We start from the raw sequence: 14,782 nt of genomic DNA on the forward strand, positions 1-14,782 counted from the left end.
GACGGCGTCGGTCCGCACGTCGAAGTCGTACCCCCAGACCCGGTCGAGCAGCTGGTCACGGGTGAGCACGATCCCCGCGTTACGGGCCAGCGTCTCCAGCAGCTCGAACTCGCGGCGGGTGAGATGCAGCTCGGCGCCGTCCAGGTGCGCGGTGCGGGCCGCCGGGTCGAGCAGCAGGCCGCCGGCGCGCACGGCGTCCGTGGGCCGGGGCGGGCGGCGGCGCAGCAGCGCGTGCAACCGCAGCACCAATTCGTCGAGGGCGAACGGTTTGACGAGGTAGTCGTCGCCGCCCGCCTGCAGCCCGGCGACCCGGTCGGCCACCTCGTCCAACGCCGACAGCATCAGCACCGGTATGTCGTCGCCGTCCTCGCGCAGCGTCCGGCACACCTCGATACCGCTGATGTCGGGCAGCGAGATGTCCAGCACCACCACGTCGGGCGGGTCGTCGCGTACCCCGGCGAGCGCCGCCCGGCCGGCGTCCGCCTCGGTGACGTGGAAGCCCTCCAGGCGCAGCCCGCGGCCCAGCGAACGGCGGATCGCCGCATCGTCGTCGACGACCAGGACCCGCCCCCGACCTGCCGCATCACCCCATGGTTCCCGCATGGGGACGCACCCTACTCCCGGCCGTTCCGCGGGCCGGGCGGGGCCTCAGAGCACGCGGCGGCGCACCAGTGCGGCCAGCACCAGGACGCCGGGGATCAGCGGCAGCCAGACCGTCACCAGCCGGTAGCCGAGGACGGCCGACGTTGCCATGACGGCCGACGCGCCGGCGGTCACCAGGGTGAAGGCGAGGGCGGCGTCGAGCGATCCGAGGCCGCCGGGGGCCGGCAGCCAGGCCGCCGCGGTGCTCGCGAAGAGGTATGCGAGGATGACTCCGCTGACCGGCACGGGGGCGTTCAGCGACTGGACGACCGCCACCAGCACGGCGGCGTGCATCACCGGGAAGGCCAGGGATCCGCCCCACAGGGCCGCGATCCGTGCGGACTTGCAGTGCAGCGCCCGCACGTCGACCGCCACGGTGCCGAAGAACGCGCGCACGCGCCGGCGGATCCGGCGGGCGAGGAGCAGCAGCAGTGCGCCGGTCGCCGCGCAGCCCGCCACCACCGACGCGATGAGGACGGGGTGGGCGGGCCCGGTCGGCGCGACCCGGTCGACCTTCAGGGCGTTCGGGAAGACGACGAGCAGTATCAGGAGCATGCCGACGCGCACCACCGCGGCGGCCACGGCGCGCACCGCGAGAGCGGCGGCCGAACGACCGGGCGGCAGTCCGTGGCGCAGCAGGAACCGCAGGTTTACGGCGTTGCCGCCGACCCCGGCCGGCAGCAGGTGGTTGGCGGCGGACGCGGCGAACTGGGTGGCGAGCAGCCGTCCCGGGGGCAGTGACTCCACCACCGCGCCCTGCTGGGCGGTGGCCGAGCAGATCCAGGTCATGACGGCGGCGGCCGCCGCGACGGCCAGCCATTGGCGGTCGGCGGCGCCGAGCTGGTCGGCGCTGGAGCCGATCAGCGCCCACTTGCGGATCGCGACGACCGCGAGGGCGAGCAGTGGGATCAGGACGGCCAGGGAACGGACCGAGGTCCGCTGCCACCCCGACTGCCACGTGACCCGTTCGACCTGGGCAAGTGACATGGCCCCTCCTCGGTGCAGATGGTCTCGATACGGCAACGACCGGGTAACGGCGGTGCGGCGGTCCGCCCAGCGTAAGCGCGTTCCGGCACCCGGTCTCCCGCACGACCGGCTGCCGGGCTGGGTGTGCGCGTTCCCGCCACTGCCTCAATTCATGCCCAGCACGCGGAAAGTGCGGGGGGCCGCGGGTCGAACACTCCGTGAAGGAGTTCACCCGGTGTCACGGCCAAAGGGGTGACGAACCCGGAAAAACGCGATACCGGGCGGGGCACCTGCTCCCCGCCCGGCGTCCTGCGACCGGTTCCAGCGGCCGGTGGCCTCATGGCCCCGGCCGGGCTCGCGCTACTTCAACTCGATGCGGAAAACCTTGTCCGCGCCGTCGGCGGCGTTGCCGTTGTTGTCGCAATTGGTCGTGGACAGCCACAGCGCGCTCTTGCCGGGGATCTTCTCGACGGTCCGCAGTCGGCCGTACTGGTTGACGTAGTACGCGGCCGGGGTGCCCGCGGTGGTCCCGCTGACCGGGACGCGCCACAGCCGCTGCCCCTTCAGTGCCGCCATGTAGATGGCACCGTCGGAGTAGGCGATGTCACTGGGTGACGCCTGGGCGACCGGCCACTGGGCCTTCGGGTTGGTCATGCCGGAGGTGGAGCACTTGCCCTCGCAGGTGGGCCAGCCGTAGTTGGCACCCGGGGTGATCAGGTTCAGTTCGTCGTACTTGGAGTTGCCGAACTCGGCCTCCCACAACCGGCCCTGCGGGTCCCAGGTCAGGCCCTGCGGGTTGCGGTGGCCGTAGGAGTAGACGAGCGTTCCGAACGGGTTGCCCGGTGCGGCCTTGCCCGCCGTGGTCATCCGCAGGACCTTGCCGTTGAGGGAGCTCTTGTCCTGCGCGAGGTCCGGGGTCTGGGCCTCGCCCGTGGTGGCGTAGAGGTAGCCGTCGGGGCCGAACTTGAGGCGTCCCCCGTTGTGGTACTTGCTCTTCTTGATGCCGCCGACGAGCTGGGTGTAACCCTTCAGCGTCGAGCCGTCGTAGGTCATCCGGGCGATCCGGTTGCCCTCCGCGGCGGTGTGCATGAGGTAGACGTAGTGGTCGCTGCTCCAGTCGGGCGACACCGCGATGCCGAGCAGGCCTCCCTCGCCGTCGGTGGTCATCGCGTTCGGCACGGTGCCGACCTGGGTCCGCACGCCCGCCTGGGTGAGTTTGAAGACCTTGAACGAGTCGCGCTCGGTGATGAGCGCGGAGCCGTCGGGCAGCCAGCTCATGCCCCAGGGGATCGTCCAGCCGCCGGCGACCGTCGTGATGCTGGAGGGGGTCTTGTCGCTGCCGCTGTCGGGCAGGGTCTTCGCCGTGACCTGGTTGCCGGCCGGCGAAACGTTGCCCGCCGCGTCCTTGGCCCTGACGGTGAAGATGTACGAGGTGTCGGCGGCGAGTCCGGTGACCGTGGCCGTGGTGGCCGTGACGTCGGGGAGGATGACGTCCGCGCCGTTGTAGACGTCGTAGCCGGTCACGCCGGTGTCGTCGGTCGCGGCCGTCCACTTGAGCGAGACACTGCCGGAGGTGGTCCCGGTGACGGCCAGCCCCCCGGGCGCGGTGGGCGGGGTCATGTCCGAGCTGGGCGGGGTGCTGACGGTGGCCAGGTTGCTGGCCGGGGAGACGTTGCCGGCCGCGTCACGGGCGAAGGCGGTGAAGCGGTAGGCGGTGTTGGGGGTCAGGCCGGTGACGTTCTTCGAAGTGGCGGTGCCGGCAGCTTCCGCAATCTTGTTGCCGTCGTTGTAGATGTCGTACGCGGTGACGCCCGTGTCGTCCGTCGAGGCGTTCCAGGCGAGCGCGGCACTGGTCGGCGTCGTGCCGGTGGAGTGCAGACCGCCCGGGGTGGTGGGCGGTTTCGTGTCGGCGCTGCCGCCGCCGAAGACCTGGAACTCCTGCAGCGAGTAGCCCATCGTGGAGCGGCAGCGCGCCGATCCGGTGGTCCGGACGTAGCGGGCGGTGCCGGTGACCGCGAGGTCGTCGGTGCCGCCGTCGCCCGCGCTGGTGGAGTAGACGCTCTTCCAGGTGGTGTTGTCCGTCGAGAACTCGACCTTGTACGCCGTGGCGCAGGACAGGTCCCAGATCAGCTTGACCGAGCTGATGGGGGCGGCCGTGCCCAGGTCGACCTTGATCCACTGAGGGTCGACGTTCTTGACGCTCGCCCAGCGGGTCGCGGTGTCGCCGTCGAACGCGAGCTTCGCGGCGTATCCGGCGCCGCCGTCGGACGACGAGGTGGCGGGCTTGCCCTGGCTGAGCAGTACGGGTGCGGCGCTGCCCGTTCCGGCAACGGCGACGAGCAGTCCGGCGGCGGTGGCCGTGACGGCTCCCGCGGCGATCAGGGCTCTCGGGGTGAAGCGGCGAGGGGTGGGGGGCCTCGGCATTGCGCGTCCTCCTACAGGTTCCGTGCTCGACCCAGCATTTGTTCAAGGCATGACAAAGCAAGACATGACAAAGCACCGAGCGGACCGCGGCGGATGGGCCGAATCTCTACCGCCATGGACGGTAAAGAAACCTTCCAATTGCGTCAAGAGATCGGACCAGTTGGGCCTGATTGTTCGACGAATCGCGAGAGGTTCGTTACGTGTGGGGAGAGTTCCGATGACACATCCGACCTCACACCCAGCGGCTGCCGGAGTCCGAGGACTGCTCCTCGGACTCCGGCCGCCGGCCGGCGGTCGTGGAACGCGCTACCCGCGCTGCGGGAGTTCAGCGGCGAAGAGCTCCTGGACACGGAGCCAGGCGTCGTCCGCGGCCTCTTTGCGGTAGGTGTCCCGGACGTCGCAGAAGAAGCCGTGCGCGACCCCGGGGTAGACGGTGACCTCGTGCCGGACGCCGGCCTCCGCCAGCCGGGCGGCGATGGCCTCGCGGTCCGCGGCGGGGACCGCGTGGTCCTCGTCGCCGACGAAGAACGCCAGCCTGCCGCCGTGCTCGGCGATGCCCTCGGTGAGGCCGAGGGTCGGCTCCGGCCGGCCGAGCCCGATGTCGCCGCTGCCCAGCCAGCCCGCGTAGAAGACCGCCGTCGCGGCGAGGTCGAACTGCGTGGCGCCCAGATAGGCGAGATGGCCGCCGAAGCTGAAGCCGACCATCCCGACGGACGGCGCACCGCCCGCCCGCAGGTGGTCCACTGCCGCGCGGATGTCCTCGACGGCTCCCTCACGGGTGAGCCGTCCGCTGAGTTCGAGGCCCTTGCGACGGCCGTCCGGGTCGTCGGTGAAGTCGATGCCCGTTCCGGCCCGGTGATAGAAGTCCGGCACGATGACGGTGTAGCCGAGCCGGGCGATCCGCTCCGCGACGTCCCGGATGTGTGCGGTCAGCCCGAAGATCTCGAAGGCGACGACCACGCCCGGGTGGTCTCCGGGAGCCTGCGGCCGGACCAGATGGGCGGCCATGGAGCCGTCGCCCGACGGAAGGGTGATGCTTTCGCTGACGATCTCGAATGCCATGATCGAAGCGTAGGACGCGCACGCGAACCCCGACCAATAGCCCCAGTCGCAGCGGGACATCGGATATCCGATCCCGGGCGCGAACTCGTGACCGGCCAGGTCACCAGCCGGTGAACGCCTCGTAGGCCGGCCCCAGCACCTCGGTCAGACCGCGGCCGCGAACGGTGATGCCGGGCGGGCCGAGCAGCAGCAGCGCGGAGTCCGCCGGCTCACGCCTCGGTGCGGCGGGCGGCAGCTCCTTGAGCAGTTCCTCACGGGTCCGCCCGCGCCAGGTCAGGACGAGGTACGGATCGGCGTCGAACGCGTCGGCCAGGTTCCGCAGCACCGCGCTGAGGTGCGCGCAGGGCAGCGCCCAGTCGGGGCACGAGCACTCCATCACGAGGTCCGAGGTCCGCGCGGGGAAGAGCCGCAGACCGGCCCGGGCGAAGAGGTCCTCCGCGTCGGGGGCCAGTTCGTTGTCGAGCAGCCGGGCCCGGCAGTCCGGGTCGGCGGACATGGCCCGTGTGGCGCGGCTCCACTGCGCGGGAGTGAACTCCGCCAGCGCGATCCGCACGTCGTAGCGCGCCTGCCGCTCCCTGACCCGGGCCGTCACGGCGCCGGCCGCCACGTCCAGACCGATCACCCCGGCGGCGGGCGGGCCCGACGGCACGGTCGTGCCGATGGACGCCAGCCGCTCGGCGAACCGCCCGGACCACGAGCGCGTCCCGCCGGGCCGCCCCGGCCGCGCCGTCATTCGCTCACCGCGTCGGCGCCGAGACCGACCAGGTCGGACAGCGCTTCCGTCGACAACTCCGTCAGCCAGCTCTCGCCCGAGCCGACCGCCAGTCTGGCCACGGTCCGCTTCGCCTCGATCATCGCGTCGATGCGCTCCTCCACGGTGCCCACGCACACGAACTTGCGGACCTGGACGTCGCGGCGCTGACCGATCCGGAACGCCCGGTCGGTCGCCTGCTCCTCGACCGCCGGATTCCACCACCGGTCGACATGGATGACCTGGTTGGCCGCTGTCAGATTCAGGCCGGTGCCACCGGCCTTGAGGGAGAGCAGGAACACCGAGGGGCCGTCCCGGTCCTGGAAACGCTTGATCATCTCGTCACGGGCGCGCTGGGGCACACCGCCGTGCAGGAACAGGACGTCGGTGTCCAGCCGCTCGGCCAGATGGCCCCGCAGCAGGGAACCGAACTCGGCGAACTGCGTGAAGCACAGCGTCTTGTCGCCCTCGGCGAGCGCCTCCTCCAGCGTCTCCTCGAGCCGCGCCACCTTCCCCGACCGCCCCGCCAACGGGGAGCCGTCGTGCGCGAACTGCGCGGGATGGTTGCAGACCTGCTTGAGTTTGGTGAGTGACGCCAGCACCAGCCCCTTGCGCTCGATGCCGCGGCTCTCCTTGATCTGCTCCAGCAGGTCCGTCACGACCGCCTGGTACAGCGCCGCTTGTTCGGCGGTGAGATTGCACAGCACCGTCATCTCCTGCTTGGCGGGCAGGTCCCGCGCGATGGCCGGATCGCTCTTGAGCCGCCGCAGGACGAACGGCCGGGTGCGCTGCCGCAGCGCCTGCGCGGCAGCCTCGCTGCCGTCCCGCTCGATGGGCACGGCGTACCGCTCCTTGAACCGGTACGCCGAACCGAACAGGCCGGGGTTGGCGAAGTCCAGGACGGCGTGCAGCTCGGCCAGCCGGTTCTCCACGGGCGTGCCGGTGAGCGCGATGCGGTGGTCGGCGGTCAGTTCGCGGACAGCCCGGTACTGGCGGGTGGCGGAGTTCTTGACGTGCTGGGCCTCGTCGATGATGACGCGCCGCCACTCGGTCTGCGTGAGCGCCTCGGTGTCGCGCTGCACCAGCCCGTACGTCGTGATCACCAGATCTGCGTCGGCGACCGCTTCCCGCAGCTCCGCGCCGGACAGCCGTCCGGCCCCGTGGTGGACGTGGACCCGCAGCATCGGGGCGAACCTGGCGGTCTCCCGCCGCCAGTTGCCGACCAGCGACATCGGGCAGACCACCAGCGTCGGCCGGATCTCCGCCGTACGGTCCTGCTGCTCCGCGTGCTCCACCGCGAGCAGCGCCAGCGCCTGGGCCGTCTTGCCCAGTCCCATGTCGTCGGCGAGGACGGCGCCGATGCCCAGCTCCGACAGGAACCTGAGCCAGGCCAGACCCCGTTCCTGGTACGGGCGCAGCGTCGCGCCGAACCCCTGGGGCACGCTCACCGGTCGCAGCCGCTGCTCCGCGGTGCCGGAGAGCAGTTCGCCGAGCCGGCCGTCGGCGCTGACGGAGGCGACGGGCAGGCCGCCCGCCGTGGCGTCCGGGTCGAGCGCGATCCGCAGGATCCGGCCGGAGGCCATCGCGCCGCTGCCTTCGCGTTCCAGGAAGGCGAGGGCGGCGGCGATCCGGTCCGGGTCGACCTCGGTCCACTGGCCCCGGATGCGGATCAGGGGCTGTTTGGCGGCGGCCAGCTCGGCGAGTTCCGCGGCGGTCAGCGGCTGGTCGCCGAGCGCGGCCTGCCAGCGGAAGGCGACGATGGCATCCTGGTCCGCCAGGCTGCCGATGTCGACGGCGCCGGGCTGCGGGGTGCGTACGGTCAGGGTCATGCCGAGCTTCTGCGGCCGCTGCCACCAGGTGGGGAGCAGGACGCCGAAGCCCGCGTCGGCCAGTGCGGGGGCGGCGTCCCGCAGGAAGCCGAGGGCGCCGGGCCGGTCCAGCGGCAGCCCTACGGGCCGGTTGCCGCGCACCGCGCGCCGCAGCTCGGGGTAGGCGCGGCCGGCCCGATCGAGCCCGGACAGCAGGGCCTCCTGGGGGCGGGGGGCTTTGCGTTCCAGGGCGCTGAGAGCGGGGCCGTCGGTCCAGACGTCATCGGCGTGCACCATGAGCGACGGTTCGTCGGCCGCCTGGAGCAGGAAGTCCAGCCGCCAGTTGTCGTCGGACGGGTGGCCGCGCGGGTCGGCGGGGTCCGGTCCCACCGGTTCGACGAGCCGGAAGCAGACGCGCAGCGGGCCGTGGACGGGCGGCTCGGAGCGGTGCCAGGCGGTGAGCTGAGCCGCCAGCTCGCCCAGCTCCGCGGGGTCCGCGCCCTCGATCCGGCCGGTCGGCGAGGTCAGGGCCCGCAGCCACAGCTCGGTGGCGGTCGTAGCCGGCCGCCGGCCGCGTGCGGTGCGCAGCAGCTCGGGTTCGTCGTCGAGGACCGCGCGGGCCTCGCGGTCGGTGAGGACGTCGAGCAGGTCGGTGAGGATCGCGGCGGCGGCGCGGCCGTCGGGCCGGCCGTCATGGTGCTCGGCGAGGCACTCCCGCGGCGCGGCGCCGGCCAGCTCGCCGGCCTCCTGCCAGCCGGCGTCGTCGCGGACCGGGCGCCAGCGCGCGTACGGGGCTCCGCCCTCGCTGACCAGCACGGGCAGCACCCTGCCCCGGCCGACCGTGCGCCAGGCCAGGTCGTGGGCGGCGATCAGCCAGCGCAACGAGGCGCCGTAGGGCGCTTCGGGCAGTCCCGCGGTGGACAGCTCGCCCAGCAGCAGTGCGGAGTCCGAGGGTTCGAAGAGCAGGCAGGGGACGGTCCACGGTGCGACGGGCAGGCCCGTGGGCGCGGTGGGCCCGCCGAGTTCCGGCGACGGCAGCGGAGCGCCGTCACGGGTGGGCAGCAGCAGACCGGTCGGCCCCGCACCGGCCCGGCCGGCGAGCCAGCCGAGCGCGGCTCCGCCGTCGCCGAGCAGCTCGGCGACGGCGGGGCCGGGGACGGCGTACGGGTGGCCCGGCGCGGGGACCGGCGGCTGCCCGGAGTCCTCGGCCCACAGGGCGAGGCGCTGATCCGCTCTCCACAGCGCGTGCAGAGCGAACACGGTGCGGCCTCTTCCTGCTGGGCGTGTGATGACACCCGGAAGCCTACGTGCAGGTCAGGCCGCGGGGACGGTCCACTGCTGGTTGGCGCCGCCGGCGCAATCCCAGATCTGCAGCCGGGTCCCGTTGGCGGAGCTCATCCCGGTGGCGTCCAGGCATCTGCCGGACGCCGGATTGACCAGCGTTCCGCCGCTGCCGGGCTGCCACTGCTGGGCGCCGGTGCCGTTGCAGTCGTACAGCTGGGCCTTGGTGCCGTTGGCGGTGCCGCCGGCGGCCAGGTCCAGGCACTTGCCGAACGCCTGGTAGGTGCCGGCGGAGGCGGTCCACTGCTGGGCGGCGCTGCCGTTGCAGTCCCAGAGCTGGACGGCGGTGCCGTTGGCGCTGTTGCCGGAGGCGACGTCGGCGCACTTGCCGCCGATGCCGGTGATCGGGCCGGTCGCGCCGGTGCCGCCGCCCGATCCCGGGGTCCCGGTCCAGGTGAAGGTCGCCGAGGCGCCGGCGGGCAGGGTGTACGCGAAGGACTGGTTGCCCCAGTTGACGCGGACGGGCTGGGCGCTGCCCGTGTCGTTGTAGGCGATGAGCGCCTTCGAGCCGTCCGGGTTGCGCCAGGCGACGTTGGGCACCGAGGTGTTGGCGGTCGACGCGATCCGGTAGGCACCGGGCTTCACGAACTTGGTGAGGTGGCCCATCGTGTAGTACTCGACGGTGTAATCGACCTGTCCGCTGCGGCCGTCGCCGTTGTGCACGGTGACCAGACCGGTGCAGGTGCCGCAACCGCCGTTGTGCGGCCCCATGTTCTGGTCCACGGCCAGGCTCCACTTGACCCAGCTCTGGCCCCAGTTACGGGTGTAGTCGATCAGGTTGTGCATGTCCTCCTTCTGCTGGTTGGCGATCCAGGTGCCGCCGGAGTGCTCGGTGTCGAAGGCCTTCACGGTCGGGTACTTGTTGTGGACGGTGGTCTGTTGCGCGACGTCGCCGCCGTAGCCGTGCCAGGCCATGCCGCCGAAGTTCGGGTCGTTGCGGATCGCCGCGTCGTCGAGGGTCGGGGCGGCGAAGGCGTCGTACTGGTCCCAGTTCCAGTCCAGGGCCAGCACCTTGGTGGCGAGCCCGGCGGTGTGCAGGGCGGGCAGCAGGTTGTTCTTGGTGAAGAACGCCAGGCCGGCGCCGTTCCACTGCATGGACGGGTAGCCGCCGCAGCAGGTGGGCTCGTTCTGCGCCGAGATGTAGTCGACGGGCACGCCGTTCGCCTGGTAGGCCTGCAGGTACTTCGTGAAGTACTGGGCGTAGGCGGCGTAGTACTGGGACTGGAGCCAGCCCAGGCTCATGCTGCCGTTGTCCTTCATCCAGGCGGGCGCGCTCCAGGGCACGCCCATCACCTTGACGGCGGGGTTGAACCGGCGGGCCTGCTGCGTCAGGGGCAGGACGTCGGCCAGGTCGTGGGCTATGGAGAAGTGCGCCAGACTCGCGTCGGTCTGCCCGCTGGGCATGTCGTCGAAGGTGTAGTTCGAGCGCGCCAGGTCGGAGGCGCCCATGGGGTTGCGCAGGAAGCCGATGCCGATGCCGTTCACCGGGTCGAAGAGCTTCTTCATCACCCCGTCACGGGTCGCGCTGCTCAGCGCTCCGCTGGAGTTCATCAGCCAGGCGGCGGTGTCGGTGAACGACGCGCCCCCGCCCTCGAACTGCTGGTAGCGGGTGTTCTCGTCGACGGTGACGGACTGGCCGGAACCGCTGCCGGCGGTGAAGGCGATCGGTGCCTGCTGTTCGAGCCCCTTGACGACGTTGCGGCCGCCGGAGTCGGAGGTGGTGGTCAGCCACACCTGGACGCTCTCGCCCGCCGCGTGCGCGGTGAGCGGAACGGCCAGCATGGGGGTGACGACGGCGACGGCCGAGGCCAGCAGAACGGTGGCGGAGCGGGCGAGTCCGGTGCGGAGAAGCCTGTTCCTGCCCGTGTGGGGACGGGTGTGTGAGCGCATGGGTCGGTTGCCTTTCTACGGCACTTGCCCTGGTGCGTGACTTAATTCAGAACTTGATTTAGCGCTTAGTTCGAGGCGTGAGTTAACTCGGGCGACTTGAGCGCGTCAAGGCTTCGCACAGGAACGGCGGCTTCCGCGCCACGGTCGCCGCCGGGAGGCGGCCCCGGTGCCTTCCGAACTGACGCACCATCATGAGACCGTGCGCCCATGACACCACCGGCGACGACTCCCCCACTGCACGGCAGGACCGCGCTCGTCACCGGCGCGTCCCGGGGCATCGGGCTGGCCGTCGCGCACGCCCTGACCCAGGCGGGCGCCGCGGTCCTGTTGACCGCCCGCGACCCGGACGGGCTGCGGGCAGCCGTCGCGGAGGTACGGGCTCTCGGCGGCCGGGCCACCGGCCTCGCAGGGTCGGTGGGCGACCCCGCACACCCGGAGGCGTGCGTGACACGCGCGGTCGAGGAGTTCGGCGGGGTGGACATCCTGGTCAACAACGCGGGCACCAACACGCCGTTCGGCCCGCTCGTCGACATCGATCCGGACGCCTGGCGCGATGCCTTCGCGGTCAATGTGGACGGTCCCCTGCGGCTGGTCCAGTGCGCGTGGCGCGCCTGGATGCGCGAGCACGGCGGCACGGTGGTGAACATCTGCACCGAGGGGGCCCACGGCGTCGGCCCCAACATCGGCGCCTACGGCACCAGCAAGGCCGCACTGCTGCATCTGACCCGCCAGCTCGCGGGCGAACTCGCCCCGACCGTCCGGGTCAACGCGGTCTCCCCCGGCCTGATCCGCACGGAGATGGCCCGTTTCGTCTGGGAGGACGCCGAGCCGCAGATCACCGCCGGGCTGCCGATGGGCCGGATCGGCGAGCCGGAGGACGTCGCGCGCGCCGTCCGGTGGCTCGTCTCCGACGACGCCTGCTGGGTCACCGGGACCGATCTGGTGGTCGACGGCGGCACCCGGGTACGCGGCGCCCGCACCGGGGCGGGCGCCGCGTACACCGTCCACGAACGGCTGCGCGCCCACGGCGGATGACCCGCGGAACACCCGCGGACGATCAGGCCGGGTCGGCTGCCGTCAGCGGGAAGCCGCGACCGACGCCGCGTGCCGGACCGCCGCGTCCACGGTCTGCTCCAGCAGGACCGCGATCGTCATCGGCCCGACCCCGCCGGGCACCGGGGTCAGCAGACTCGCGCGTTCCATGGCGCCCTCGAAGTCGACGTCGCCCACGTTGCCCGGGTTGTACCCGGCGTCGATGACGACCGCGCCGGGCTTGATGTCGCGGCCCTTGATGAAGCGCGGTCTGCCGACCGCGGCGACGACGATGTCCACCGTCGCGACGATCGCGGGCAGGTCGACGGTCTTCGAGTGGCAGTAGGTGACCGTCGCGTCGCGGGCCAGCAGGAGCATGCCCATCGGCTTGCCGAGGATCGGACTGCGGCCGACCACGACCGCACGCCGTCCGGCGGGGTCGACCCCGTAGGCGTCGAGCAGGCGCATGATCCCGCCCGGGGTGCAGGAGGCGAAGCCAAGGTGGCCGAACGCCATCGCGGCGAACGACCACATGGTCACGCCGTCGACGTCCTTGGCCGGATCGATCGCCTCGAACGCGGCCCGCTCGTCGATGTGCGCCGGTACCGGGTGCTGCAGCAGGATGCCGTGCACCGAGGGGTCGTCCGACAGCGCCCGTACGGTCGCGACCAGCTCCGCCGTGGTGGTCGCGACCGGCAGCGGCACGTGCCGTGAGTCGATGCCCGCTGTGGCGCACCGGTTGCGCTTCATCGCCACGTAGGTGACCGAGCCCAGGTCCTCGCCGACGAGAACGGTGGCCAGACAGGGTCGCACGCCGGTCTCCCGCAACAGGTCCCGCGTTCGCCGGGCACTGCGGTCGAGGCTGTCCTTCGCCAGGTCGGTGCCGGTCATGAGCTGTGCCGTCATGGGCAGGTCCCATCGTTCGAGAAGGGGATCGCCCAGGCGCACGGCTTCGACTGAAGGCGGATCGCTCCCCGGTGGTGACCCACCCAAGCGCCAGTCACGGCCCGCTCCGTCATCGTACGCGGGTTCGGCGGCGGTGTGGCGTGTCGGCCGGCGGCTGCGCCCCGGTCACCGGAGCACGCAGTCACCGCACAGCCCGCCACCCGGGATCCGGTAGTAAAGGCAGCAACTACGGCGTATGAAGCCGACGTTGCCGGTGTCCAGCGTCCCCGTGCCGCTCAGCAACGGTTCCCGGAAGAGCTGCTCGGTGAGGGCCAGGGCGGTGCGCGCCTGCGCCGTCCTGCCGTGCGCGACGCACCAGGTGTGCAGCACCCGCAGGGAGCCGGCCAGCGCGGAGCCGGCGTTTCCCCACAGCAGCCCGTCGGCGACCGGACAGGCGTCCCGGGTCGCGCGGTGCAGCGGGACCAGATGCCCGGCCAGCACCATGCCGGCCAGCTGGCCGCCGAGGTCGGCGGAGTCGGGGAGGGCCGCCGGGTGCGGCAGCCAGAGGTCTTGGGGGGCGGTGAGTGCGGGGTTCCACCACAGGCGGTCGGCGGCCAGGTCGGGAACCCGGCCCCCGAGGACGGCCGCGCCCAGCGCCACCGACCACAGCCGGGCGGCAAGCCCCTGGAAGGCGAGCGAAGCGCCGACCCGGAGCTCCGGCGTACCCAGCCGTGCGGCGACGTCCGCCGCCCGCTCTCGGACCGGGTACGACGCGTCCGCTGCCGTGTTCGTGGCTGTGTCCGTGGCATCCGTCGCGTACAGCTCGGCGAGCGGCCGGTAGCCGTGGGCACGGGGATCGCCGGGCCCGGTCCTGACGGCGAAGAACGGCCCCACTTCCGCGACGTCCCGCAGCGTCCTGTCCATGGCTCGATCATGACCCACGCGTCGCACCGCGAACCGGGCGGCCCACGAGGCCCTATTGCCGGGGCATCGAGCAGTCCCGACAATGCTCATGACAATGCCGAAAGAACTTCGGTCTGGAGAGGACCCCCACATGAAACGACCTCTCGTCGGTGTCTTAGCCGCCCTGCTGCTCAGCGGCGCGGCGCTGACAGGCACCGGTGCGGCGTCCGCATCGGCCACAAGCCGGGATGCGGCGCCCGCACACACCGCGAAGGCGGCCGTCACGGTCAACTTCGCAGGCACCGTGGCACTCAGCAACTGTTCGGGCTCGGTCATCAAGATGCCGAACTCCGTGCCGACGGACCCCGCGATCGTCATGTCGAACGGGCACTGCCTGTCCGGCGGCTTCCTGGATCCGGGCGAGTCCATCGTCAACGTCGCGTCCAGCCGGACGTTCAGCCTGCTCAACGGGGCCGGGACCAAGGTCGCCACCCTGCGGGCGACCAAGGTCGCCTACGCGACCATGACGGACACCGACATCTCGCTGTACCAGCTGAACACCACGTACGCGCAGATCCAGTCCAGCTACGGCATCGCGGCGCTCGAACTCTCCGCCACCCACCCCGTGGCCGGGACCGCGATCAAGGTGGTGTCCGGCTACTGGAAGCGGATCTACAGCTGCAACATCGACGCCTTCGTCTACCGGCTGCACGAGGACAGCTGGGTCTGGAAGGACTCGGTCCGCTACACCTCGGCGTGCAACACCATCGGCGGCACGTCGGGCTCCCCGGTGGTCGACGCCACGACCGGCAAGGTCGTCGCCATCAACAACACGGGCAACGAGGACGGCGGACGCTGCACCCTCGACAACCCGTGCGAGGTGGACCAGAACGGCACCACCACCGTGCACCAGGGCATCAACTACGCCGAGCAGACGTATCTGATCACCCAGTGCGTCAGCGCCGGCAACAAGATCAACCTGAGCCTGCCGGGATGCACCCTGCCCAAGCCGTGACCTGAGGCGGCCCCCGGCGCACAGCGCCGCTCCCCGGACCTGGGATCCGGGGAGCGGTGACCG

At 71.8% G+C, this 14,782-nt stretch carries 11 protein-coding genes and 1 riboswitch; of the genes, 2 read left to right on the plus strand and 9 right to left on the minus strand.

Annotated elements, in window-relative coordinates; genetic code table 11:
* From M2266_RS30040 to M2266_RS30070, 7 genes are all read right to left on the minus strand, one after another.
* Positions 1-603 (minus strand): response regulator transcription factor (locus M2266_RS30040; protein WP_277441439.1); only part of this gene is annotated, 603 nt, incomplete at its 3' end.
* 45 nt (positions 604-648) lie between these two features.
* Positions 649-1,629 carry a lysylphosphatidylglycerol synthase transmembrane domain-containing protein gene (locus tag M2266_RS30045; protein WP_277441440.1) on the minus strand — a complete coding sequence of 327 codons (981 nt, stop codon included), beginning with the start codon at positions 1,627-1,629 and terminating at the stop codon, positions 649-651.
* Positions 1,630-1,968: 339 nt separating this feature from the next.
* Positions 1,969-4,032 carry a PQQ-dependent sugar dehydrogenase gene (locus M2266_RS30050; protein ID WP_277441441.1) on the minus strand — a complete coding sequence of 688 codons (2,064 nt, stop codon included), beginning with the start codon at positions 4,030-4,032 and terminating at the stop codon, positions 1,969-1,971.
* A gap of 306 nt (positions 4,033-4,338) precedes the next feature.
* Positions 4,339-5,094, minus strand: coding sequence for a dienelactone hydrolase family protein (locus tag M2266_RS30055; protein WP_277441442.1), 756 nt, complete (start codon positions 5,092-5,094; stop codon positions 4,339-4,341).
* A 100-nt stretch (positions 5,095-5,194) separates the two neighbouring features.
* Entirely contained in the window at positions 5,195-5,827 is a 633-nt protein-coding gene (locus M2266_RS30060; RefSeq protein WP_277441443.1) for a hypothetical protein, read from the minus strand.
* Entirely contained in the window at positions 5,824-8,913 is a 3,090-nt protein-coding gene (locus tag M2266_RS30065; RefSeq protein ID WP_277441444.1) for a DEAD/DEAH box helicase, read from the minus strand. Before M2266_RS30065 ends, M2266_RS30060 begins: the two co-directional genes overlap by 4 nt.
* Positions 8,914-8,967: 54 nt before the next feature.
* A complete protein-coding gene (locus M2266_RS30070) occupies positions 8,968-10,776 on the minus strand; it encodes an RICIN domain-containing protein (RefSeq protein ID WP_346780977.1) in 1,809 nt (602 codons plus the stop codon).
* Positions 10,777-11,091: 315 nt separating this feature from the next.
* On the opposite strand from M2266_RS30070, the gene M2266_RS30075 reads away from it, so the two are divergent.
* Positions 11,092-11,919 carry an SDR family oxidoreductase gene (locus tag M2266_RS30075; RefSeq protein ID WP_277441446.1) on the plus strand — a complete coding sequence of 276 codons (828 nt, stop codon included), beginning with the start codon at positions 11,092-11,094 and terminating at the stop codon, positions 11,917-11,919.
* Between the two features lie 42 nt (positions 11,920-11,961).
* On the opposite strand, the gene M2266_RS30080 is transcribed toward M2266_RS30075, so the two are convergent.
* Positions 11,962-12,822, minus strand: coding sequence for a tetrahydrofolate dehydrogenase/cyclohydrolase catalytic domain-containing protein (locus M2266_RS30080; RefSeq protein ID WP_277441447.1), 861 nt, complete (start codon positions 12,820-12,822; stop codon positions 11,962-11,964).
* A gap of 23 nt (positions 12,823-12,845) precedes the next feature.
* A riboswitch (ZMP/ZTP riboswitch) is annotated at positions 12,846-12,930 on the minus strand.
* 57 nt (positions 12,931-12,987) lie between these two features.
* Positions 12,988-13,725 carry a (2Fe-2S)-binding protein gene (locus M2266_RS30085; protein WP_277441448.1) on the minus strand — a complete coding sequence of 246 codons (738 nt, stop codon included), beginning with the start codon at positions 13,723-13,725 and terminating at the stop codon, positions 12,988-12,990.
* 130 nt (positions 13,726-13,855) lie between these two features.
* Here M2266_RS30085 and M2266_RS30090 point away from each other — a divergent pair, with 130 nt between their 5' ends.
* Positions 13,856-14,719, plus strand: coding sequence for a serine protease (locus tag M2266_RS30090; RefSeq protein ID WP_277441449.1), 864 nt, complete (start codon positions 13,856-13,858; stop codon positions 14,717-14,719).
* The last annotated feature ends 63 nt before the right edge of the window (positions 14,720-14,782 follow it).

The organism is Streptomyces sp. SPB162, assembly GCF_029504575.1.
Classification (GTDB): Bacteria; Actinomycetota; Actinomycetes; order Streptomycetales; family Streptomycetaceae; genus Actinacidiphila.

What these genes read in the sequence shown, in the direction of transcription:
- M2266_RS30070 (WP_346780977.1), bottom strand. Translation starts at nt 10,776, where the DNA reads ATGCTGGCCGTTCCGCTCACCGCGCACGCGGCGGGCGAGAGCGTCCAG.
- M2266_RS30090 (WP_277441449.1), top strand. Translation starts at nt 13,856, where the DNA reads ATGAAACGACCTCTCGTCGGTGTCTTAGCCGCCCTGCTGCTCAGCGGC.
- M2266_RS30060 (WP_277441443.1), bottom strand. Translation starts at nt 5,827, where the DNA reads ATGACGGCGCGGCCGGGGCGGCCCGGCGGGACGCGCTCGTGGTCCGGG.
- M2266_RS30050 (WP_277441441.1), bottom strand. Translation starts at nt 4,032, where the DNA reads ATGCCGAGGCCCCCCACCCCTCGCCGCTTCACCCCGAGAGCCCTGATC.
- M2266_RS30045 (WP_277441440.1), bottom strand. Translation starts at nt 1,629, where the DNA reads ATGTCACTTGCCCAGGTCGAACGGGTCACGTGGCAGTCGGGGTGGCAG.
- M2266_RS30085 (WP_277441448.1), bottom strand. Translation starts at nt 13,725, where the DNA reads ATGGACAGGACGCTGCGGGACGTCGCGGAAGTGGGGCCGTTCTTCGCC.
- M2266_RS30075 (WP_277441446.1), top strand. Translation starts at nt 11,092, where the DNA reads ATGACACCACCGGCGACGACTCCCCCACTGCACGGCAGGACCGCGCTC.
- M2266_RS30055 (WP_277441442.1), bottom strand. Translation starts at nt 5,094, where the DNA reads ATGGCATTCGAGATCGTCAGCGAAAGCATCACCCTTCCGTCGGGCGAC.
- M2266_RS30080 (WP_277441447.1), bottom strand. Translation starts at nt 12,822, where the DNA reads ATGACGGCACAGCTCATGACCGGCACCGACCTGGCGAAGGACAGCCTC.